Source organism: Nocardiopsis sp. NPDC057823, assembly GCF_042797335.1.
Classification (GTDB): domain Bacteria; phylum Actinomycetota; class Actinomycetes; order Streptosporangiales; family Streptosporangiaceae; genus Nocardiopsis; species Nocardiopsis changdeensis.
Genome location: NZ_JBHVLR010000006.1, coordinates 238,797 through 254,872, shown reverse-complemented (window position 1 = coordinate 254,872; position 16,076 = coordinate 238,797). Strand labels below are relative to the sequence as shown.

13 protein-coding genes are annotated in these 16,076 nt (G+C 75.7%); 4 read left to right on the top strand and 9 right to left on the bottom strand.

Going from position 1 to position 16,076, the window contains the following annotated elements:
• Positions 1-163 precede the first annotated feature (163 nt).
• The 3 genes from ACFVNO_RS13635 to ACFVNO_RS13625 all read right to left on the bottom strand — a co-directional run bounded on the left by ACFVNO_RS13635 (position 164) and on the right by ACFVNO_RS13625 (position 4,665).
• The gene (locus ACFVNO_RS13635; protein WP_378892331.1) at positions 164-2,314 is read right to left on the bottom strand and encodes a PrsW family intramembrane metalloprotease; all 2,151 of its coding nucleotides are present in this window, start codon (positions 2,312-2,314) and stop codon (positions 164-166) included.
• 111 nt (positions 2,315-2,425) lie between these two features.
• Positions 2,426-3,709 (bottom strand): methyltransferase, encoded by a 1,284-nt coding sequence (locus ACFVNO_RS13630; RefSeq protein WP_355262573.1) that lies wholly within the window; start codon positions 3,707-3,709, stop codon positions 2,426-2,428.
• Positions 3,709-4,665 (bottom strand): hypothetical protein, encoded by a 957-nt coding sequence (locus ACFVNO_RS13625; protein WP_378892328.1) that lies wholly within the window; start codon positions 4,663-4,665, stop codon positions 3,709-3,711. Before ACFVNO_RS13625 ends, ACFVNO_RS13630 begins: the two co-directional genes overlap by 1 nt.
• Positions 4,666-4,760: 95 nt before the next feature.
• Here ACFVNO_RS13625 and ACFVNO_RS13620 point away from each other — a divergent pair, with 95 nt between their 5' ends.
• On the top strand, positions 4,761-5,462 hold the full coding sequence (locus ACFVNO_RS13620) for a TetR/AcrR family transcriptional regulator (protein ID WP_378892325.1): 702 nt from the start codon (positions 4,761-4,763) through the stop codon (positions 5,460-5,462).
• 326 nt (positions 5,463-5,788) lie between these two features.
• Entirely contained in the window at positions 5,789-6,286 is a 498-nt protein-coding gene (locus ACFVNO_RS13615; RefSeq protein ID WP_220563328.1) for an NUDIX domain-containing protein, read from the top strand.
• 87 nt (positions 6,287-6,373) lie between these two features.
• Here ACFVNO_RS13615 and ACFVNO_RS13610 read toward each other — a convergent pair whose 3' ends face one another.
• The 6 genes from ACFVNO_RS13610 to ACFVNO_RS13585 all read right to left on the bottom strand — a co-directional run bounded on the left by ACFVNO_RS13610 (position 6,374) and on the right by ACFVNO_RS13585 (position 13,464).
• Positions 6,374-7,321: a hypothetical protein gene (locus tag ACFVNO_RS13610; RefSeq protein WP_378892322.1), complete on the bottom strand. Its 948-nt coding sequence runs from the start codon at positions 7,319-7,321 to the stop codon at positions 6,374-6,376.
• 115 nt (positions 7,322-7,436) lie between these two features.
• Entirely contained in the window at positions 7,437-8,411 is a 975-nt protein-coding gene (locus ACFVNO_RS13605; protein WP_378892318.1) for a hypothetical protein, read from the bottom strand.
• A gap of 134 nt (positions 8,412-8,545) precedes the next feature.
• On the bottom strand, positions 8,546-9,562 hold the full coding sequence (locus ACFVNO_RS13600) for a hypothetical protein (RefSeq protein WP_378892315.1): 1,017 nt from the start codon (positions 9,560-9,562) through the stop codon (positions 8,546-8,548).
• 247 nt (positions 9,563-9,809) lie between these two features.
• On the bottom strand, positions 9,810-10,865 hold the full coding sequence (locus tag ACFVNO_RS13595; protein WP_378892312.1) for a DUF3592 domain-containing protein: 1,056 nt from the start codon (positions 10,863-10,865) through the stop codon (positions 9,810-9,812).
• A gap of 165 nt (positions 10,866-11,030) precedes the next feature.
• Positions 11,031-11,876, bottom strand: coding sequence for a hypothetical protein (locus ACFVNO_RS13590; protein WP_378892309.1), 846 nt, complete (start codon positions 11,874-11,876; stop codon positions 11,031-11,033).
• 106 nt (positions 11,877-11,982) lie between these two features.
• Complete coding sequence (locus tag ACFVNO_RS13585) at positions 11,983-13,464, bottom strand: NAD(P)H-hydrate dehydratase (RefSeq protein WP_378892306.1); 1,482 nt, start codon at positions 13,462-13,464, stop codon at positions 11,983-11,985.
• A gap of 143 nt (positions 13,465-13,607) precedes the next feature.
• Here ACFVNO_RS13585 and ACFVNO_RS13580 point away from each other — a divergent pair, with 143 nt between their 5' ends.
• Both ACFVNO_RS13580 and ACFVNO_RS13575 read left to right on the top strand, forming a co-directional pair.
• A complete protein-coding gene (locus ACFVNO_RS13580) occupies positions 13,608-15,557 on the top strand; it encodes a hypothetical protein (RefSeq protein ID WP_378892303.1) in 1,950 nt (649 codons plus the stop codon).
• A gap of 79 nt (positions 15,558-15,636) precedes the next feature.
• A complete protein-coding gene (locus ACFVNO_RS13575) occupies positions 15,637-16,035 on the top strand; it encodes a hypothetical protein (RefSeq protein WP_378892300.1) in 399 nt (132 codons plus the stop codon).
• Positions 16,036-16,076: the final 41 nt, after the last annotated feature.

Sequence of the window (16,076 nt, the reverse complement as noted above, 5' to 3'; positions counted from 1 at the left end):
CGAAGTGGCATGGCAACGCGGAACGGAGGTTCCGAGTCCTGCCCTGTCGTCACACCCTCGTCCCGGCGTACCGGGCTCTCTCGGAACGGGACGTTGTCCCCGTTCCCCTCCAGTCTACGCCCCCGTCCGCCGCCGTGCAGGGTGTCCGCTCCCGCCCGCCGGCTCAGCGGACGAGGAGGCGGTCGGCGGACCGGGGCAGCAGCAGGCCCGCGAGGCCGACGGCCGCGTACACCACCTGCCCCGGCGCGAGCATGCCCAGGACCGCCCCGCCGTTGGCCGAGGGCGAGCGCAGGAAGTCCCGCATGTCCGGGTGGGCGCGCGGCACCCCGTTCCCCGACACCAGCAGGAGCAGCACCGCGCACAGCAGCACCGCCGCCCACACCGCGTCGAACGCCGACAGCCCCCCGAACCAGGTCTGGAACCGCTCCAGCGCCAGCAGCGCGTACCCCGGCTCCCCCGCCGGGACACCCGGCGCGGCCACCGGGACCACGGCGACCGCCACCGCCGCCGCGCCCGCCATCGCGGTGACCCCGCCCGTGGCCGCCAGCCCCAGGCGCCTCGCCAGCTCCCGCGCGGTCCGGGTCAGGTCCTCCTGCGACGGGTGGTGCCGCCACGGCCGCCCCGCCGACCGGGCCTCCCCCATGGCGTTCGCCCGCCGCTGCCGCAGGAACCTCCAGGTGTCCCCCAGCACGGCCGGCCCGCGCCGCGCCGCGATGGTGCACGCCGCCAGCTCGTGCACGATCATCGCCAGCGTCGTCGTCAGCGTGACCGGCAGCTCCGCCCAGGCCAGCGCCGCCCGGCGGAACCCCGTCGCGATGTCCCCCGGCACCCGCACCCGCGTCGCCACCGCGCGTCCGCGCGCCCGCCGGCGCAGCCCCGCCAGCGGCGGCAGCCCCGGCAGCGGCGGGGTGCTCTCCGCCGCCGTCGCGATGAGCCGGTAGTCCAGCGCCACCGCGCACAGCACCAGTACCACCAGGAGGAACGGCGTCAGCCTCCCCCCGCCGAGCAGCCCCAGCACCACGCCCGACGCCGGGTGCAGCGCCGCGCCGGCCAGGACCGCGTTCAGGTTCAGGTGCTCCAGGAACGCCAGCAGCACCGCCAGCGGGGGCAGCGCCCACAGCCACCGCCCCCGTCCCACGACCGCCAGCCCCAGCGCCGCCCCGACCAGGCCCGTGGTCACCGCGTGCCCGGAGAACACCGCGACCACGGCCCCGGTCCCCCGGTCCACGAGCTCGCTGCCGCCCGGCAGGAACCACCCGCCGCCGCCGGAGCCGCCGACCGCGAGCGCGGTGACCAGGTGCTCGGCCAGCTGGAACCCCGCCCCCGACGCGGCCGCCAGCAGCGCGAAGTCCACCGCCGCGAGCCTGCGCGCCCGGCGCGGCGCCACCAGCGTCAGCAGGAGCAGCGGCAGCAGCTTGCCGACCTCCTCCACCGTCACCGCCACGTAGGTGTACGGGACCACGTCGTAGGTGTCCGCGCCCAGCGCCCCCGCGACCGCCCGCTCGGCCAGCCCCATCGGCCACAGCAGCAGCGCCCCCAGCGCCGCGACCCGCAGCAGGGAGGCGAAGGCCACCGTGCGGGACCGCGCGAGCAGCGCCAGCTGGAACAGCACGGCGAAGAGCGTGACCACCGCCGGCAGGACCGGGGCCGCCACGGCGGAGACCGCCAGCGGTGCGATGGCCGCCACCGCCAGCGCCGTCCAGCCCGCCGCCCCGCGCAGCGCCCGCAGGCCGCGGGCGGCCCGCCCGCTCCGGACGCGGTCGGCCCCGGCGGCGACGCGTTCGTAGAGGTCGGGGCCCGGGGCGCGCCGGGGCCCCGCGCCGGAGCACCGGTACAGCGCCGCGGCCCGCACCAGGTCCGGGGTCTTCTCGATCTCCGCCCGCGACGCGAAGTGCGCCCGGGCCTGGGGGATGTCCGCCCCCACCAGTTCGCGCACGAAGTCCGCCGGGCCCGCCGCCACCGTCAGGTCGTCCGCGGTGATGAGCACCGCCGCCGAGAAGTCCTCCACGCACACCAGGAAGTCGGTGGGGTCGGGCCCCCACCCGCGCACCAGGTCGATGAGGGTGTCGGTGTGCAGCGGGATCTCGGTGACGGGCTCGTAGGAGAACTCGGGCCGGGTGCGGCACACCAGCAGCCGCTCCACCCCCATGGACCGGCCGGCGGCGATGACGGCGCGCACGAGGTTGCGGTCGCGCGGCACGAGGAACGGCGTGGTGACCTTGCCGTCGGCCCGGATCCACTGCGGGTCGAGCTCGGTCGCTCCGGCGCACACGCGCAGGACCAGGTCCCGCGCGAGCATGGCCTGTTCTTCCATCTGGGGATCCTCGGCCGTCTGGGGGTGGGGAGGTCGGGGCCGGGCGCCCGCGGGGCCCGCGGCCCCGCGGCGTTCCGGCCCGACCGAGCATAACGGCGGGACCCCGGCCCGTCAGGGGGCGGGCTCGGGCGCGGAGCCGGGCACCCGGGCGGGCCGCGGACCGGCCCCGAAGGCGTCGGCGGACAGCTGCGCGAAGTGCCGCACCCCGGGCAGGTCCAGCGCCCAGCCGGTGAACGCCCAGCCCAGGTGGAGGTGGTCGAGCGCGCGGGCCAGGGCGGGCACCCCGCTCCAGCGGACCCCCTCCGGGTTCTCGTAGGTGAGCCGGTACAGGACCTCGGAGTGTTCGTGCGCGTCCCGGATCCGGAGCGCCACCGGCGACCGCGCCTCGATCCACGCCCGCAGCCCCTGACACAGCGAGCAGTCGGCGGCCACGTACAGGGTCCCGGCGGCCCGGTGCGGCCAGGGCCTCCAGCGGGGCAGCCAGGCCCGCACCCCGGAGCGGTAGCGGTCCCACTCGGGGCCGAAGGACTCGCGCAGCCGCTCGCCCTCGTGCCAGGCCGCGAACCCGGCGCCGTAGGCGAACGCGACGAGGGCCCCGTACAGCGGCCGCGGGTCGGCCAGGACAGCGGCCAGGACCAGGTAGACGGCGACGACGGTGGTCTGCATGGGGTTGCTCAGGTAGGCGTAGGGACCGCTGGTGACCAGGCGCTCGGGCGGGTCGTAGGGCAGCGGGGTGCCGCCGCCGACCCGGGCGAACTCGCGGGCGGCGGCCAGCCCGGGCAGCGCGGCGAACCCCAGCAGTTGCAGGGCCGCGGGGAGGCCCCCGGGTACGGCGAACCCGTCGCCGGGCAGGATGCCCAGGGCCGTGACCGGCAGCACCACCATCAGCCCGAAGGACAGCACCGCCTGCGCCCACATGCGCGCCCGCACGGCCTGGCCCCGGCGGGTCCAGTGCGCGAGCACCAGCGCGGGGATCAGGCACAGCGCCGACCCGGCGAACTCGCCGAGCAGCCAGGTGCCGTGGAGGACGACGACGGGCTCGGCCAGCGGCATGGCGATGATGTCCGCCCACACCAGCAGCGCGGTGAGCAGCGGCACCGGCAGGAACCGGAGCAGCACCGCGGGCAGGGCGCCCCACAGCAGCGCCCAGGCGAGCAGCAGGTCGACCGGGATGCCCGCCCACACGGCGCCCTCGGCGTGGAAGGACCACCAGCCCGCGTGCAGGGCGTAGAGGTTGAGCGGGATGAGGGTGAGCAGCGCCCAGGCGGTGGAGACGATCATGGCGGCGGTCTCGCGCGGCCGGGGCGGCCGCCACAGGCACAGGGCCACGAGCGGCAGGACGGGGACCGAGAGGCCGACGCCGCGGACGAGGAGGGCGGGGAGCTCGGGGCCCATCACCGGTCCTCCGCCGTGGACGCGGCGGCCCCCGCGCCGACGGTGAAGGTCTCCGCGAGGTAGGACGCGGCCAGGTCGGTGGCGTAGGCCTGGATCGGCCCGAAGTACCAGGACGGCTCGTAGGTGCGGTCGTAGTCGATGGCCCAGTCCATGCGGGTGCCGTCCCCCTCGGCGGTCCAGGTGGCGGTGGCGCGGTGCATGTCCATCCACTTGGCGAACGCCGCGTCCTCGGTGACCTCGAACACGACCCGGCCGCCGTCGGCGCGGACCTCGCTCTCGACCACCTCCAGCTCCATGTGGCGGGGGGTGGGCTCGGAGCCGATCTGGAGGGTGGTGCGCGGGGTGAACTCGATGCGGCGGGTGTCGCCGACCTCCAGGCCGGTCCCGGTGGCGGCGACCGGTTCGGGGAAGGGGACGGCGCGCAGGAACACGGCCTCGAAGGGCCCGTAGGCGGGCGGGGCCGACAGCGCGGCGGCGACCTCGGCGGGGTCCGCGCCGGTGGAGGCGCCGCCCTCCCCCCGGTCGGCGCGGGGCAGGAAGGAGATCCCGGCGACGCCCTCCAGGGTGAGGACGAACAGCAGCGGGACGGCGAAGAGGGCCTGGTGGGACCGGGGGCCGCCGCGGGCGATGGCGGTGGCGACCGCGGTGACGAGGGCGACCACCCCGTAGAGCAGGGGCGCGGCGATGACCAGGCAGACCATGCCCTCGCCGAGGATGACGGCGGACATGGCCAGGACCACGGTGAGGACCGCCATGGAGACGCCCATGGCGCTGCGGGGCCGGGCCGTGAACACCACGAGCAGGGCGATGCCGGTGGGCAGGCCGAGGTAGAAGAGGGCGGTCTGGTCGAGGGCTCCCCAGTGGGTCAGCCGGATCGCGACGACCGCCACCGGCAGGACCAGGACCAGGGCCGCGAGCAGCCAGCGGGACCCGCTGGCCAGGGGGTTCTCGGACACGGCGATCTCCTTCATCGTTCGGTTGAATCAACCGGTTTAATCACTTGATTAAACCGTATGATGAAGAGGATCGGCAACGGCGGAGGAGCGAGGGCATGGCCAGGAGCGGCGGCGCGGGGCGGCGGACCAGCGAGGAGACCCGGGAGAAACTGATCGCGGCGGCGGCGGAGACGCTCCGCGAGGAGGGGTACGCCGGGGCGTCGGCCCGGGCCATCGCCACGCGGGCCGAGGCCAACTCGGCGCTGGTCTTCTACCACTTCGGGGGCGTGGACCAGCTGCTGCTGGCCGCGCTGGACCGGTCCAGCGCCGAGCGCATGGCCATGTACCGGGAGCTCACCGCGCCCGCGCGCACCCTGGAGGAGCTGGTGGAGGCGGCCGTCCGGATCTACCGCACCGACCTGGAGCGGGGCTACATCACCGAGTTCTCCGAGCTGGTCGCGGCGGCGGTCACCAAGCCCGAGCTGCGCGATGAGATCCGAGACCGCGCCGAGCCGTGGATCGCGTTCATCGAGCAGGAGTGGGAGCGGGTGCTGGGCGGCTCCCCGCTGGCCCGGCTGCTGCCCGCCCGGGAGGTGGCCTACGGGGCGATCACGTTCTACCTGGGGGTCAACCTGTTCTCGGTGCTGGACGAGGACCACTCGCGCACCGAGGGGGTGTTCGAGCTGGCCGGGCGGCTCGCCCCGCGGGCGAAGCTGCTCACCCTGCGGCTGCCGCGCCGCGGTCGGGGTGCGGCGGAACCCCCGGAGCCCGAGGGGGCCGAGGACGCGGGCGGGGCCGAGGACGACCGGATGGAGTGACCCGGACCGTGGGGAGCGGACGCCGTCGGCTCCGGGGCCGAGGAGACCCGCGGGGACTCGGCGACCTCGCGAACGGGGACCGGACGGCCGGCGAAGGTGAACGTCCGAGCCGCCCGGAGGGAGCCGGAGGTCGGGAGGCCTCCGGTCAGGGCGGCACGGCCGAGCGCCCCGGGAAAGGGAGCGACCACGGGACGTTGCACGGCCGACCCGCCCTCCCCCGAAGGCGGGGGCGGCCGAAAGGCCGAGGGGGAAGATCATCCGGAAGGCCGAGGTCGGCGGCACCGGCGGACCATAAGGTGGAACCCACAGTCGAGCACGGGAGAGCCATGACGCACGGGATCGACGACATCGAGGTGGCGCCGGGGATCGTCTTCCCCGACACCTCCGACGGACGCACCCACGTGGCGGGCGCGATCATCGCCGCCCCGGACGGGCGGATCTTCGCCCAGCGGCGGTCCCCGCACCGCAAGGTGTTCCCGCACTGCTGGGACATCGTCGGCGGGCACGTCGAGCCCGGCGAGACCATGCTGGCCGGCCTGGTCCGCGAGGTCGAGGAGGAGACCGGCTGGCGGCTGCGCCGGGTGGAGGCGGAGCTGTTCCGCCTCGACTGGGACCCGGGCGACGGGCTCACCCGGCACGAGGTGGACTACCTGGTGCGGGTGGACGGCGACCTGGAGGCGCCGCGGCTGGAGGCGGACAAGCACACCGAGTTCATGTGGGTGGACGAGGAGAAGGTGCCGCTGCTGCGCGACGCCCGCGACCCGGGCGACTACTTCATCACCGACATCGTCAAACTCGGCCTGGACGCCGCCCGCCCACGCTGACCCGGGCCCCCGGGCGAGGCCCGGGACGACCCGCCCCCGAGGACGGCCAGGGCCGCGAGGCCGGCGCCGGCCCGGGCCGGGCCGGGATCAATCGGTGATCCGCACGCTGGTGGGGTCCTCCGGGTCCCACTCGACGGGAACACCACCCCGGGCGTAGTCGCCTGGAACCTCCTCGACATAGGGCAGACCGTCGACCGCATAGGTGATGGTGAGGTAGGTGGTGCATGATGCGCCCCGCCCCCGGGGCTCGCAGCGCACGTCGACGATCTCGGCGGTACCCGCCTCCCAGCGCTCGAGGCGGTCGGCCACCGGGGAGGCGAGGCCCCACAACGTCGTGGCCGCGCACACCGCGAGCGCAGGGAGCCAGAACCAACCGGGACTCAGCAGGCGGAACGGGCGCGGTGGACGGGGCGCGGAGACGAGTTCGGCCCACCGGTAGGCGGCGCGGACCGCCACCGTTCCGGCACCGACGACGCACACCGTGGCGGGCACCAGCAGGATGAGTCCGGCAGGATCCGCCGCCAATCCGGGGAGGTCGCCCAAGAAGACGGGAAGCGCGGCAAAAGCCGCGGCCGACACGAGCAACACGGCCGCGCCCGCCGCCGGGCGGAGCAGGGTACGACGGGTCCACCCGCCCGGTCCGGGCCCCTTGACATGGGTTCTCGCCCTCCGCCAGACCCATCCGCCGCGGATCCCGGTCGGCGCCCACCGGGCATGCACGGCGAACGCCGCCGCGGCCCCGGCCACCAGCACCCACCAGGGAGCCCAGCGGTGATCGGCCATGGCCACCGCTCCAGGATCTTCGATCAGATATCGGGCGCCGACCTCGCGGGGCCCGCCGCGGCGGTACTCGCCGTGGGCCACCGCCGTGACCTCCTCGCCCGCGGCGGTGGTGAAGGCGACCACGGGGTCGCCGTGGCGGATCTGGACCACGGTCGCCGTGACGGCGTGCGACCGGTGCTCGAAGGCGGCCCGGCGCACAAAGTCGGCAGTAGTGAGGTACACCGAGGCGCCGAGCAGCCCGCCCAGGACCACGACGGCGACGAAGGCGAGGAAGGGATGGGCCCGGGGGCCGCGGGGATGCCACAGGGCAGGCCCCGTTCACGCTTGAGGCGCTCCAGGAAGTCGACCAGGTCGGCCCGCTCCGTGGTCATCGCACCCACTCCACGTACTCGGGGGCACCGGCGGCCCACCGCACATCGATCTCACCCGCCGCTTCCAGCACCCGCAGGTCCGCACACTCCACGTGCAAGGTCGTCCGGTAGGGAAGCCCCACTGCCGTGTACCCCACCAGCGCCCGCCCCAGGCACGCACCGCTGCGGGACTCCGCAGACCAAACGTCGACGACCTCGGCGGTGCCCGCCTCGACCGGGCCGACAGGCGGGCGTGGCTCCGCGAACGCGGCGATTCCGCCCGCGAACCCGACGACCAGCGCGGCGGCCCGGAGCAACAGCACGGCGCGGCGCGGGAGCACCCGGACACGGGCCGGAGGGCGGACGTTCACCGGTGCGCGTTCCGCGTACCGGTACAGGGTGTGGACCGCGAGCACGGCACCGGCGGGGACCAGCAGCCAGGCGAGACACAGGAGCAGCAGGGGGCCGGCGACCGGCCACCCCGGGGAGACGACACCGCCGAGGGCACTGCCGAGCACCCCCGCGGCCGAACCGGCGACCAGGCACATGGCGGCCGCGCCCGCCCGCAGCGTGACCGGGACCCAGAGTTCGGCGCCCCGGACCCGCCCGCGGCGGGGATGGGTCCGCCGCCTGCGCAGCCATGAGGCACGCAGGCCCTTCGGAGCCCACACCGCGAGAACGGCCAGGCAGAGCAGGACCGCCAGGGCGACCAGGAGCCCCGGCGGGACATGGTCCCCCATGACCGCGGCCTCGGGCACGAACGGGGGATGCCGGACGGTGACCTCCAGGGGGTCGCCCGGCGTGTGAGACCCGTGGGCCACCACCCGGAGGGGCTCCCCGGAGCCGCCATCGACCACCACGACCGGGTTCCCGTCTTCTATGGCCACGACCCGCCCCGCCCGGGGCACCACCGCGAACCAGCGCCCGGTCCACGGCACGGCGAAGAAGCTCAGGACGCTGAAGAACACGGCAGCCCCGACCGTGTAGCCCACGACGGGCCATAGGCTCCGGGACGCCAGTGAACCCCCCGCACTCGCGGCCTCCGCGCGCAGGATCTCCCGCACCGAGCGCTGCGGAACCGGGCGAGGGCCGCTGGGACGCCCCCGCCGCTGGTCGCGCTTGCGGCTCACCGAACGCCCTCCACGCGGACCAGGGTCGGGTCGTCGGCGTCCCAGGCCACCAGGGCCTCGTCGCCGGGGGCGAAGTCGAAGCCCACGTCGTCCGTGGTCTGGGTGTAGCGCAGGCCGTCGACCTCGTACTCCAGGGCTACCAGGTCCCGGCACCCCCGGGAGTTGCCGATCACGTCGCCGCAGCCCGCGGCCACCACCCGGGCGGTGCCCTCCTCGGGGGTCTCCACGTCGGCCGCGACGGACACGAACACCAGCAGGACGATCGGTGCCGTGCAGGCCACGCCGAGAAGGCCCATGTACAGGCCGCCGTGGAACAGCCGGGGCGGAACCGGCTCGCGCCTGCCGGGAACGCGCTCCAGGTAGCGCAACCGCCCCTGGAAGAGCATGTCGAGGCCGGGCGGCAGCAGGGCCGCGCCGATCAGGCCGAGCACGGGGAACAGCTGGCCGTCGTCCCAGGTGTCGAACCCGTACAGGGAGGCCGCGATGAGGGCCAGGGCGCAAACCGTGAAGACGGTCCCGGAGACCGACCAGAGGACCACCGGCGGGCCGAACGCCCCCTCCGGCGGGCGGCCGTGTTGCCGGGCGCGGACCCGGGCCCGGTAGGCCCGGGCGCGGGGCCCGTTCGGGTGGCGCAGGAAGAGGAGGACGGCGACCGGGAGGAGGGGCAGCGCGAAGAAGAGCGGGGGCACCCACAGGGCGTCGCCGACCGTCGCCTCCCAGGGGTCGTGGGACAGGTAGCGGACCGTGACGCCGAGGGGGTCGCCGCGCCGGTACTCGCCTCGCGCGGTGGCGGTCACCTCGGTCCCGTCCGCGGTGGTGAAGACCACGACGGGCCGTCCGCGTTCGACCTCCACGACGGTGCCGGAAGCGGTCGCCGAGTCCGTCTCGTAGGCCAGCCGGGTGACCACGTCCCCGGCACCGAGGGCGCCGAGGAGGGCGAGGGCGACGCCGAGGAACGGCATGAAGACGAAGATCCGCGCGAAGACCGCACCGGGCTTCGGGGTCTCTTCCACGGGGGCGGGGTGGGGGTTCAGGGGCGGGCCTCCTCGTCCACTCGACCGAAAGCAGGGGGCAATGCATCCGTTTCGTCCTTATTCGTGGACGCACCGGCCATCGGAACGGTTTCCTTGCCGTTCGGAAAGCCCGCGGGCCCCAGGGGCACCGGCCGTCGGCGGTCGGCGCCCGAACAGCGGCAACGAGGAACCATGGCCGACGTGAAGGCATGGTCGGCACGGCACTGTCCGTCACCGCCCCTGCGGATCACAACGGGCCCTCCAGCAGGACCAGGCTCGGGTCCTCGGCGTCCCAGACCACGCGCACCTCCTCGCCGGGTTCCAGGGCCAGGCCCAGCATGTCGGCGGTCGCGGTGTGGGGGAGGCCGTCGACCTCGTAGGCGAGCGCCACCCCGTCCTCGCAGCCGCGGCCGTTACCGATGACGTCGCCGCAGCCCGCGGCGACCACCGTCGCGGTGCCCTCCTCGGGGTCGTCGACCTCCCCTTCCGCCACGGACCAGGCCACGAGCAGCGTCAGCGGGACCACGAGGAAGGCCAGGCCGATCATGACCGCGTACGCCTCCGTGCTCCAGAGCCTCGGCGGGGCCGGAACGGGGCGGGAGGGGCCGCGCTCCAACCGGAGCAGCCTCCCCCGGAACAGCAGGTCCAGCCCGGGCGGGAACAGGGCGGCGCCGACCACCGCCAGCGCGGGGAAGAGGTCGGAGGACCGCCAGGACTCGAAGGCGGCCAGCGCTACGACGACCAGCGCCGCCCCGCCGACGGTGAGGAGCGCACCCGAAAAGAGGAGGGGGGTGAGGCCGGGGGGCCGCTCCGCCGGCTCGGCGCCTGCGAGGCCCCGGAGCCGGGCCCGGTACAGGGCCGCGCGGGGACCGTGCGGATGGCGTAGCACCAGAAGCACGAGGAGCGGGGCCGCCGGAAGGAAGAACAGGATCGGCGGAATCCAAGAGGAGCCGTCCAGCATGGCCTCGGTCGGCCGCTCGGGGAGGTAGCGGACCGTGACGTCGATGGGGTCGCCGCGGCGGTGGTCGCCGCGGACCTCGGTGGTGACCTCGGTCCCGTCCGCCGTGGTGAAGGCGACGACGGGCCTCCCCTCGCGGATCTCCTGGACGGTGCCGGGAGCGGTCGCGGAACCGGTGGCGTAGTGGAGGCGCGTGACCGCGTCCCCCACCCCGAAGGAGAGTACGAGGGCCGTCAGCAGGCCGAGGAAGGGCAGGACGACACAGGTCCTGAACAGCGCGCGCCACCGGGTGCGGCCGTCGCTGTGCCCATCGGACCGCCTCCGCGCGTTGGGGGAACGGGTCACCGGCCTCCCTCCAAGAAGACCTTTACATCCTTTTCGTCCTTTTCAAGGACGCGCCGGGGACCGGAACGGTTTCCTTGTCGTTCGGGAACCCCGGCGCCCGGTGAGCACGGTGCTCCGAGGCCGAGCGCCGGAGCACTCCCCCTTCCGGGGCCGGGTCCCTGCGCCTCACCCCCCGAGGACGGCCAGGGCCACGAGGCCGGCTCCGGCCCAGGCGAGGGACAGGTCCAGCGGGAACGTGCGCTCCCGTTCGGGGCGGCGGCCGCCGATGCCCGCGGTGGCCGGGCGGGCGCGGGCGGCGAAGTCGCGCACCCGGTCGGCGGTCCACCGGCGGCGGCCCGGGGCGCGCGCCCAGGTGGTCGAGGAGACCTCGGTGCCGTCGGTGAGGTGCACGGTGATGCCGCGCCGCCCCGGTTCGACGCGGGCCACGTGCTCGACCGGGACGACCGCGGTCCCGCGGCCCCCGTACAGGTAGAGGTGCGTGCCGTCCAGGAGGATGCGCGGGAGCAGCAGCCCCTGTGCGACCGCCCCGCCCGCGGCGGCCAGGACGACGATCGCCACCGCTGCGGGCCATCCGCCGACGAGGGCCCCGGCGACCGTGGCCGCGACCAGTACGGCGAGCAGGACGCTCCCGGCCGCCCGGCGTCCGCGGTCGGCGAGCATGCGCGAGGGCAGCGGGCGGGGTTCGGGGCGGCCGCCCGGCCCGAGGCCGGAGCGCAGGCGGCGCAGCCGCCGGTCGACGGACGGGGAACCGAACGCCGCGAGGACCACGGGCACGGCCAGGGCCGGGTATCCGGGCACCGGCCCCAGGACCCACATCGCCGCCACCCCCAGGTAGAAGCGCGCGCAGGAACGCGCTAGCGGCACGGATCTCAACAACAGGAGGCCCATCCGGCCCACGGGCAGACCGGAGAGCGCGCGGTCCCCACGGATGATCCACGCCTCCACCGCCAGGGCCGCCGCGAGCCCGAGAAGGAAGAGGGCGGCACCGATCAGGGTGGGGGCGGCAGGCATGGGGGATCCGTTCCGTCGGTCGTCGACCCCCATCGTGCCAGGACGGGGCGGGCCGGCCGGAGCCGCGCGGTGCCGGTCCCCCGAGCCCCGTACGCCGGGGCGGAGGTCAGGGGGTGGCGGAGGCCCGGATGGCGAGGAGGGCGGCGGGGATGCCGTCGAGGAGGTCCGAGGCGCTGACGGGGGCGCCCGCGCGGACCAGGGTGGCGGCGCGCCCGTGCAGGTGGGCGCCGCAGACGGCGGCCTCCGTGGCGGGCAGGCCCGCCGCCATGAGCGCCCCGACGATCCCCGACAGGACGTCGCCGGAGCCCGCGGTGGCCAGCAGCGGGGTCCCCGTCGCGTTGACGGCGACCGGCGAGCCCGGGTGGGCGACGAGGGTCGTCGAGCCCTTGAGCAGCACCGTGCAGTCCAGTTCGCGCGCCGCCCGGGTGGCGTGCTCCAGGCGCCGCGCCTCCACCTCCTCGCGGTCGGTGCCCAGCAGCCGGGACAGCTCGCCCGCGTGCGGGGTGACCAGGGTCGGCGCCGTGCGCTCGCGCACCAGGTCCGCCAGGGCGTCATCGGCCAGGAGCGTGATGGCATCGGCGTCCGCGAGGACCGGCAGGTCGCTCTCCAGCACCACGCGGAGCTCGTCGGCGTTGCCTGGCCGGGTCCCGCGCCCCGGGCCGATGACGGCCGCCGCGGCCCGGCCCGGGTCCAGGCGGGTGCTGCTCAGCGGGTCGTTGACCTCGGCGACGACCTCGGGCCAGCGGGCGAGCACCTGGTCGACGACCGGCTCGGCCCCCGCGTAGCGGACCATGCCCACCCCGGTGCGCAGCGCCCCGCCGACGGTGAGGACGGCGGCGCCCCGGTAGGGGGCCGAGCCCGCCCGGACGGCGAGGACGCCGCGCCGGTACTTGTCGGACTCCGGCCCCGGGGCGGGGAGCAGCGCGGCGACGTCGGCGTCGTCGAAGGACAGCAGGGCCGGGCCCGGCAGCTCGGGCCCCAGGCCGATGTCCACCGGGTGCACGCGCCCCGCGCGGGCGGCCCCCGGGTCGACGAGCAGGCCCGGCTTGTGGGTGCCGAACGTGACGGTGACGTCGGCGCGGACGGCGGCCCCGGCCACCTCGCCGGTGTCGGCGTCCACCCCGCTGGGCAGGTCGACGGCGACCACCGGCGCCGGGGCGTTGGCGGCCAGCACCGCGAGGGCGGCGAACGGGGGCCGCAGCCCGCCGCGGCCGCCGATGCCGAGCAGGCCGTCGACGATGAGGTCGGCGTCGAACAGGGTGTCCTCGGCGCGGTCGGCCGGGACGACGCGCCCGCCCGCCGCCCGCAGGGCGGCCAGGCCCCCCTCGTGGGCGCGCCCGGCGGCCGGGAAGGCGCGGATGGCGGCTCCCCGGGCGGCCAGGTCGGCGCCCGCGTAGAGGGCGTCGCCGCCGTTGTCGCCCGGGCCGACGAGCAGCACGACGCGCGCCCCGTACACGCGCGGGAGGAGGCGGGCGCATTCCACCGCGAGGCCGGCGGCGGCGCGGCGCATGAGCGCCCCGCCGGGCAGCCGGGCCATGAGCGCGGCCTCGGCCTCGCGGACGACGCCGACGGTGTGTGCGTAGCGCACGGGCGGACCTCCCGGGAAGGTGGCGGAAGCACCATCGTGCCGTATGGGGGCGGTGGGGCACAGGGGGCGCCACGCGGGGGATTTTCCGACCGGATATCACCATTCCGCTACACAACGGAGTGTCTTCTTGACACACTGGAGTCATGCCACGACCGAGCAAGTACGTCTCCCGGTCCGACCTCGGCTGGGGTCCCTCTCCCGCCGGGCACGCCGATCCCAAGAGCGGCCTGGTCGTCCACTACGACAGCGTCGACCAGAACCTCGCCAACAGGGACCACTCGGCCTGCATCGCCTATTGGAAGAGCACCCGCCGCTTCCACACCGGCCCGAGCAGGGGCTGGGCGGACATCGGCTACTGCGTGGACGAGGACACGCAGATCCTCACCGAGGACGGGTGGCGCCCCTTCGACGCCATCGCCCCCGGCGACCTCGTCCTGACCCTGGACCACACCACCGGCCTGTCCCGCTGGCAGCCCCTGCTGGCGGTGAACGTCTTCCCCGCGGTGCCGCGCGAGCTCCTCCTCATGGAGGGCCGCGGCCACTCCTCCCTCAGCACCCCGGGCCACCGCTGGCCGGTGGAGCGCAGGACCGGCAGACCGGGTCGCGACCCGCGGCCCGGCAGCGGGTTCGCCCCCGCCTGGACGACCAGCGGGGAGCTGACCGTCCGCGACCGCATCCGCACCGCCGCCCCCTGCGCGGACCTGCCCGGCCAGGCCAAGTGGTCCGACGCCCTGGTGGAGCTGGTGGCCTGGGCGTGGTCGGTGCCGGGTCCGGGAACGGTGATCCGGCGTCCGCTGCGGCGCGGCACCGAGGACGCGGCCCGGGTGCGCGCCCTGCTGCACGGCCTGTTCGGCGCCGCGGCCGCGGGCGCCCCCGAGTGGTCGGACGCGGTGGCCTGGTGGGAGGAGCACACCTCGGCGGAGGCGGTGTTCCGGCTGTCGGCGGGCGCCGAGGGGGCGCTGGCCGAGCAGATGCCGGGGGGTGTGCCCTCGCACGGGTTCCTGAGGTCGCTGACCCGGGCCCAGCTCGACCTGTTCCTGCGGGTCGTCATGGCCTCGGCCGGCCGGGACGACCGGTTCCTGGACCTGCCGGACGAGGCGGGCGCCGAGGCGTTCCGCTTCGCGGCGGTCCTGGCCGGGCGGACGGCGTCGGTGCGCGGCGTCCCGCTCGGGGGGTGGCGGGTGGAGCTGTCGGCGGAGCAGACCTTCAGCCCCAGGGCGGTGGCGGCCCGCACCGACGGGTTCACGGTCGAACGCGTCCGCCACACGGGCCGGATCTGGTGCCCCACCACCCCGGACGGCACCTGGCTGGCCCGGCGGGCGGGCACCGCCTACTTCACCGGGAACTCGTTCATGGCCTGCCCGCACGGCCATGTGCTGGAGGGCCGCGGGCTGTACCGCGTCCAGGCCGCCCAGCCCGGCGGCAACTCCTCGCACTACAGCGTCACCCTGGCCACCGGCCCCAAGGACCCCGTCACCCCGGAGCAGATCGAGGCGGTCCGGCAGCTGCGGCAGTGGCTGATGGAGCCGGACACCTCCATCTCCGGGAAGGTCCTGGGGCACCGGGACTTCATCGCCACCTCCTGCCCCGGAGACAAGGCCTACCGGATGGTCCGGGACGGCACCTTCAGCAAGCCCCCGAGCGGATCCGAAGGAGACGACGACATGCCCAGGCACCGCAGGTTCGAGAAGGACAGCGCCCAGGAGCTTCCCGCCGGGACGTGGACGTCCCTGAAGTTCGACCGGCTCCACGACGGGCGCACCGGGGAGCTGTACTCGCTGGTGGGCGTGGACGAGCCGGACGGCGCCCTGTACGACCTGTCGGTGGGGGTGGTGCTGGAGGACCTGCCGGCGGGCACCGAGGTGCAGCTGCGCGCCACCGAGTACGAGCAGGACGGGGACGGCGGCTGGAAGGTGGCCCGCAACCGGCCGATCGACTCCCCCCTCCAGGCGGCGGGGTTCGGGCACTTCACCTACACGTGGAAGGGGAACCTGGCGGCGGGCCGCCGGGTCCGGGTGCGCGTGGCCCAGTACGGCGAGCGGCCGGCGCGGATCAAGGAGGCCACCGCCGAGGTCTTCTACTGGCCCAAGTGACACGGGCGCGGGGTGGTTGATCGGTGACCCCCGGGGCCGGATGCTGGACCCGACCGGCGACCGGCCCCGAGGAGTCCGCATGCCCGAGCACCACCGTTTCACGAAGGACACCCGCGTCACCCTGGCCCCGGCGACCTGGCACGACATCGGGTTCGACCACCGCGGGGACGGGACGGCGGACGTCCGGGTGCTGGCGCTGGAGGGGCGCTACGACCTTTCGGTGGGGGTGACCCTGATGGGGGTCACCCCGGGCACCGAGGTGCAGCTGCGCGCGGTCGAGTTCGACGCGGGCGGCGGCGCGCTCTCCGAGCGGCCGGCGGGCAGCGCCGTGCACGCCATCGGCCGGGGCCGGTTCGCGTACTCGTGGAAGGGCACCGTCCCCGAGGGCGGCTGGGTGGGGGTGCGGGTGATCCAGTTCGGCCAGTCCGACGCCCACCTGGTGTCCGCCGAGGCCGACGTCTTCACCTGGCCCACCTGACCCCGGGCGCCACTCGCGGCCGCCCCGTCGCCGTCCCGGTC

Bases quoted from the DNA above. Each gene is read 5' to 3' on its own strand.
- ACFVNO_RS13635 (WP_378892331.1), bottom strand. From the start codon at position 2,314: ATGGAAGAACAGGCCATGCTCGCGCGGGACCTGGTCCTGCGCGTGTGC.
- ACFVNO_RS13630 (WP_355262573.1), bottom strand. From the start codon at position 3,709: ATGGGCCCCGAGCTCCCCGCCCTCCTCGTCCGCGGCGTCGGCCTCTCG.
- ACFVNO_RS13620 (WP_378892325.1), top strand. From the start codon at position 4,761: ATGGCCAGGAGCGGCGGCGCGGGGCGGCGGACCAGCGAGGAGACCCGG.
- ACFVNO_RS13615 (WP_220563328.1), top strand. From the start codon at position 5,789: ATGACGCACGGGATCGACGACATCGAGGTGGCGCCGGGGATCGTCTTC.
- ACFVNO_RS13590 (WP_378892309.1), bottom strand. From the start codon at position 11,876: ATGCCTGCCGCCCCCACCCTGATCGGTGCCGCCCTCTTCCTTCTCGGG.
- ACFVNO_RS13580 (WP_378892303.1), top strand. From the start codon at position 13,608: ATGCCACGACCGAGCAAGTACGTCTCCCGGTCCGACCTCGGCTGGGGT.
- ACFVNO_RS13575 (WP_378892300.1), top strand. From the start codon at position 15,637: ATGCCCGAGCACCACCGTTTCACGAAGGACACCCGCGTCACCCTGGCC.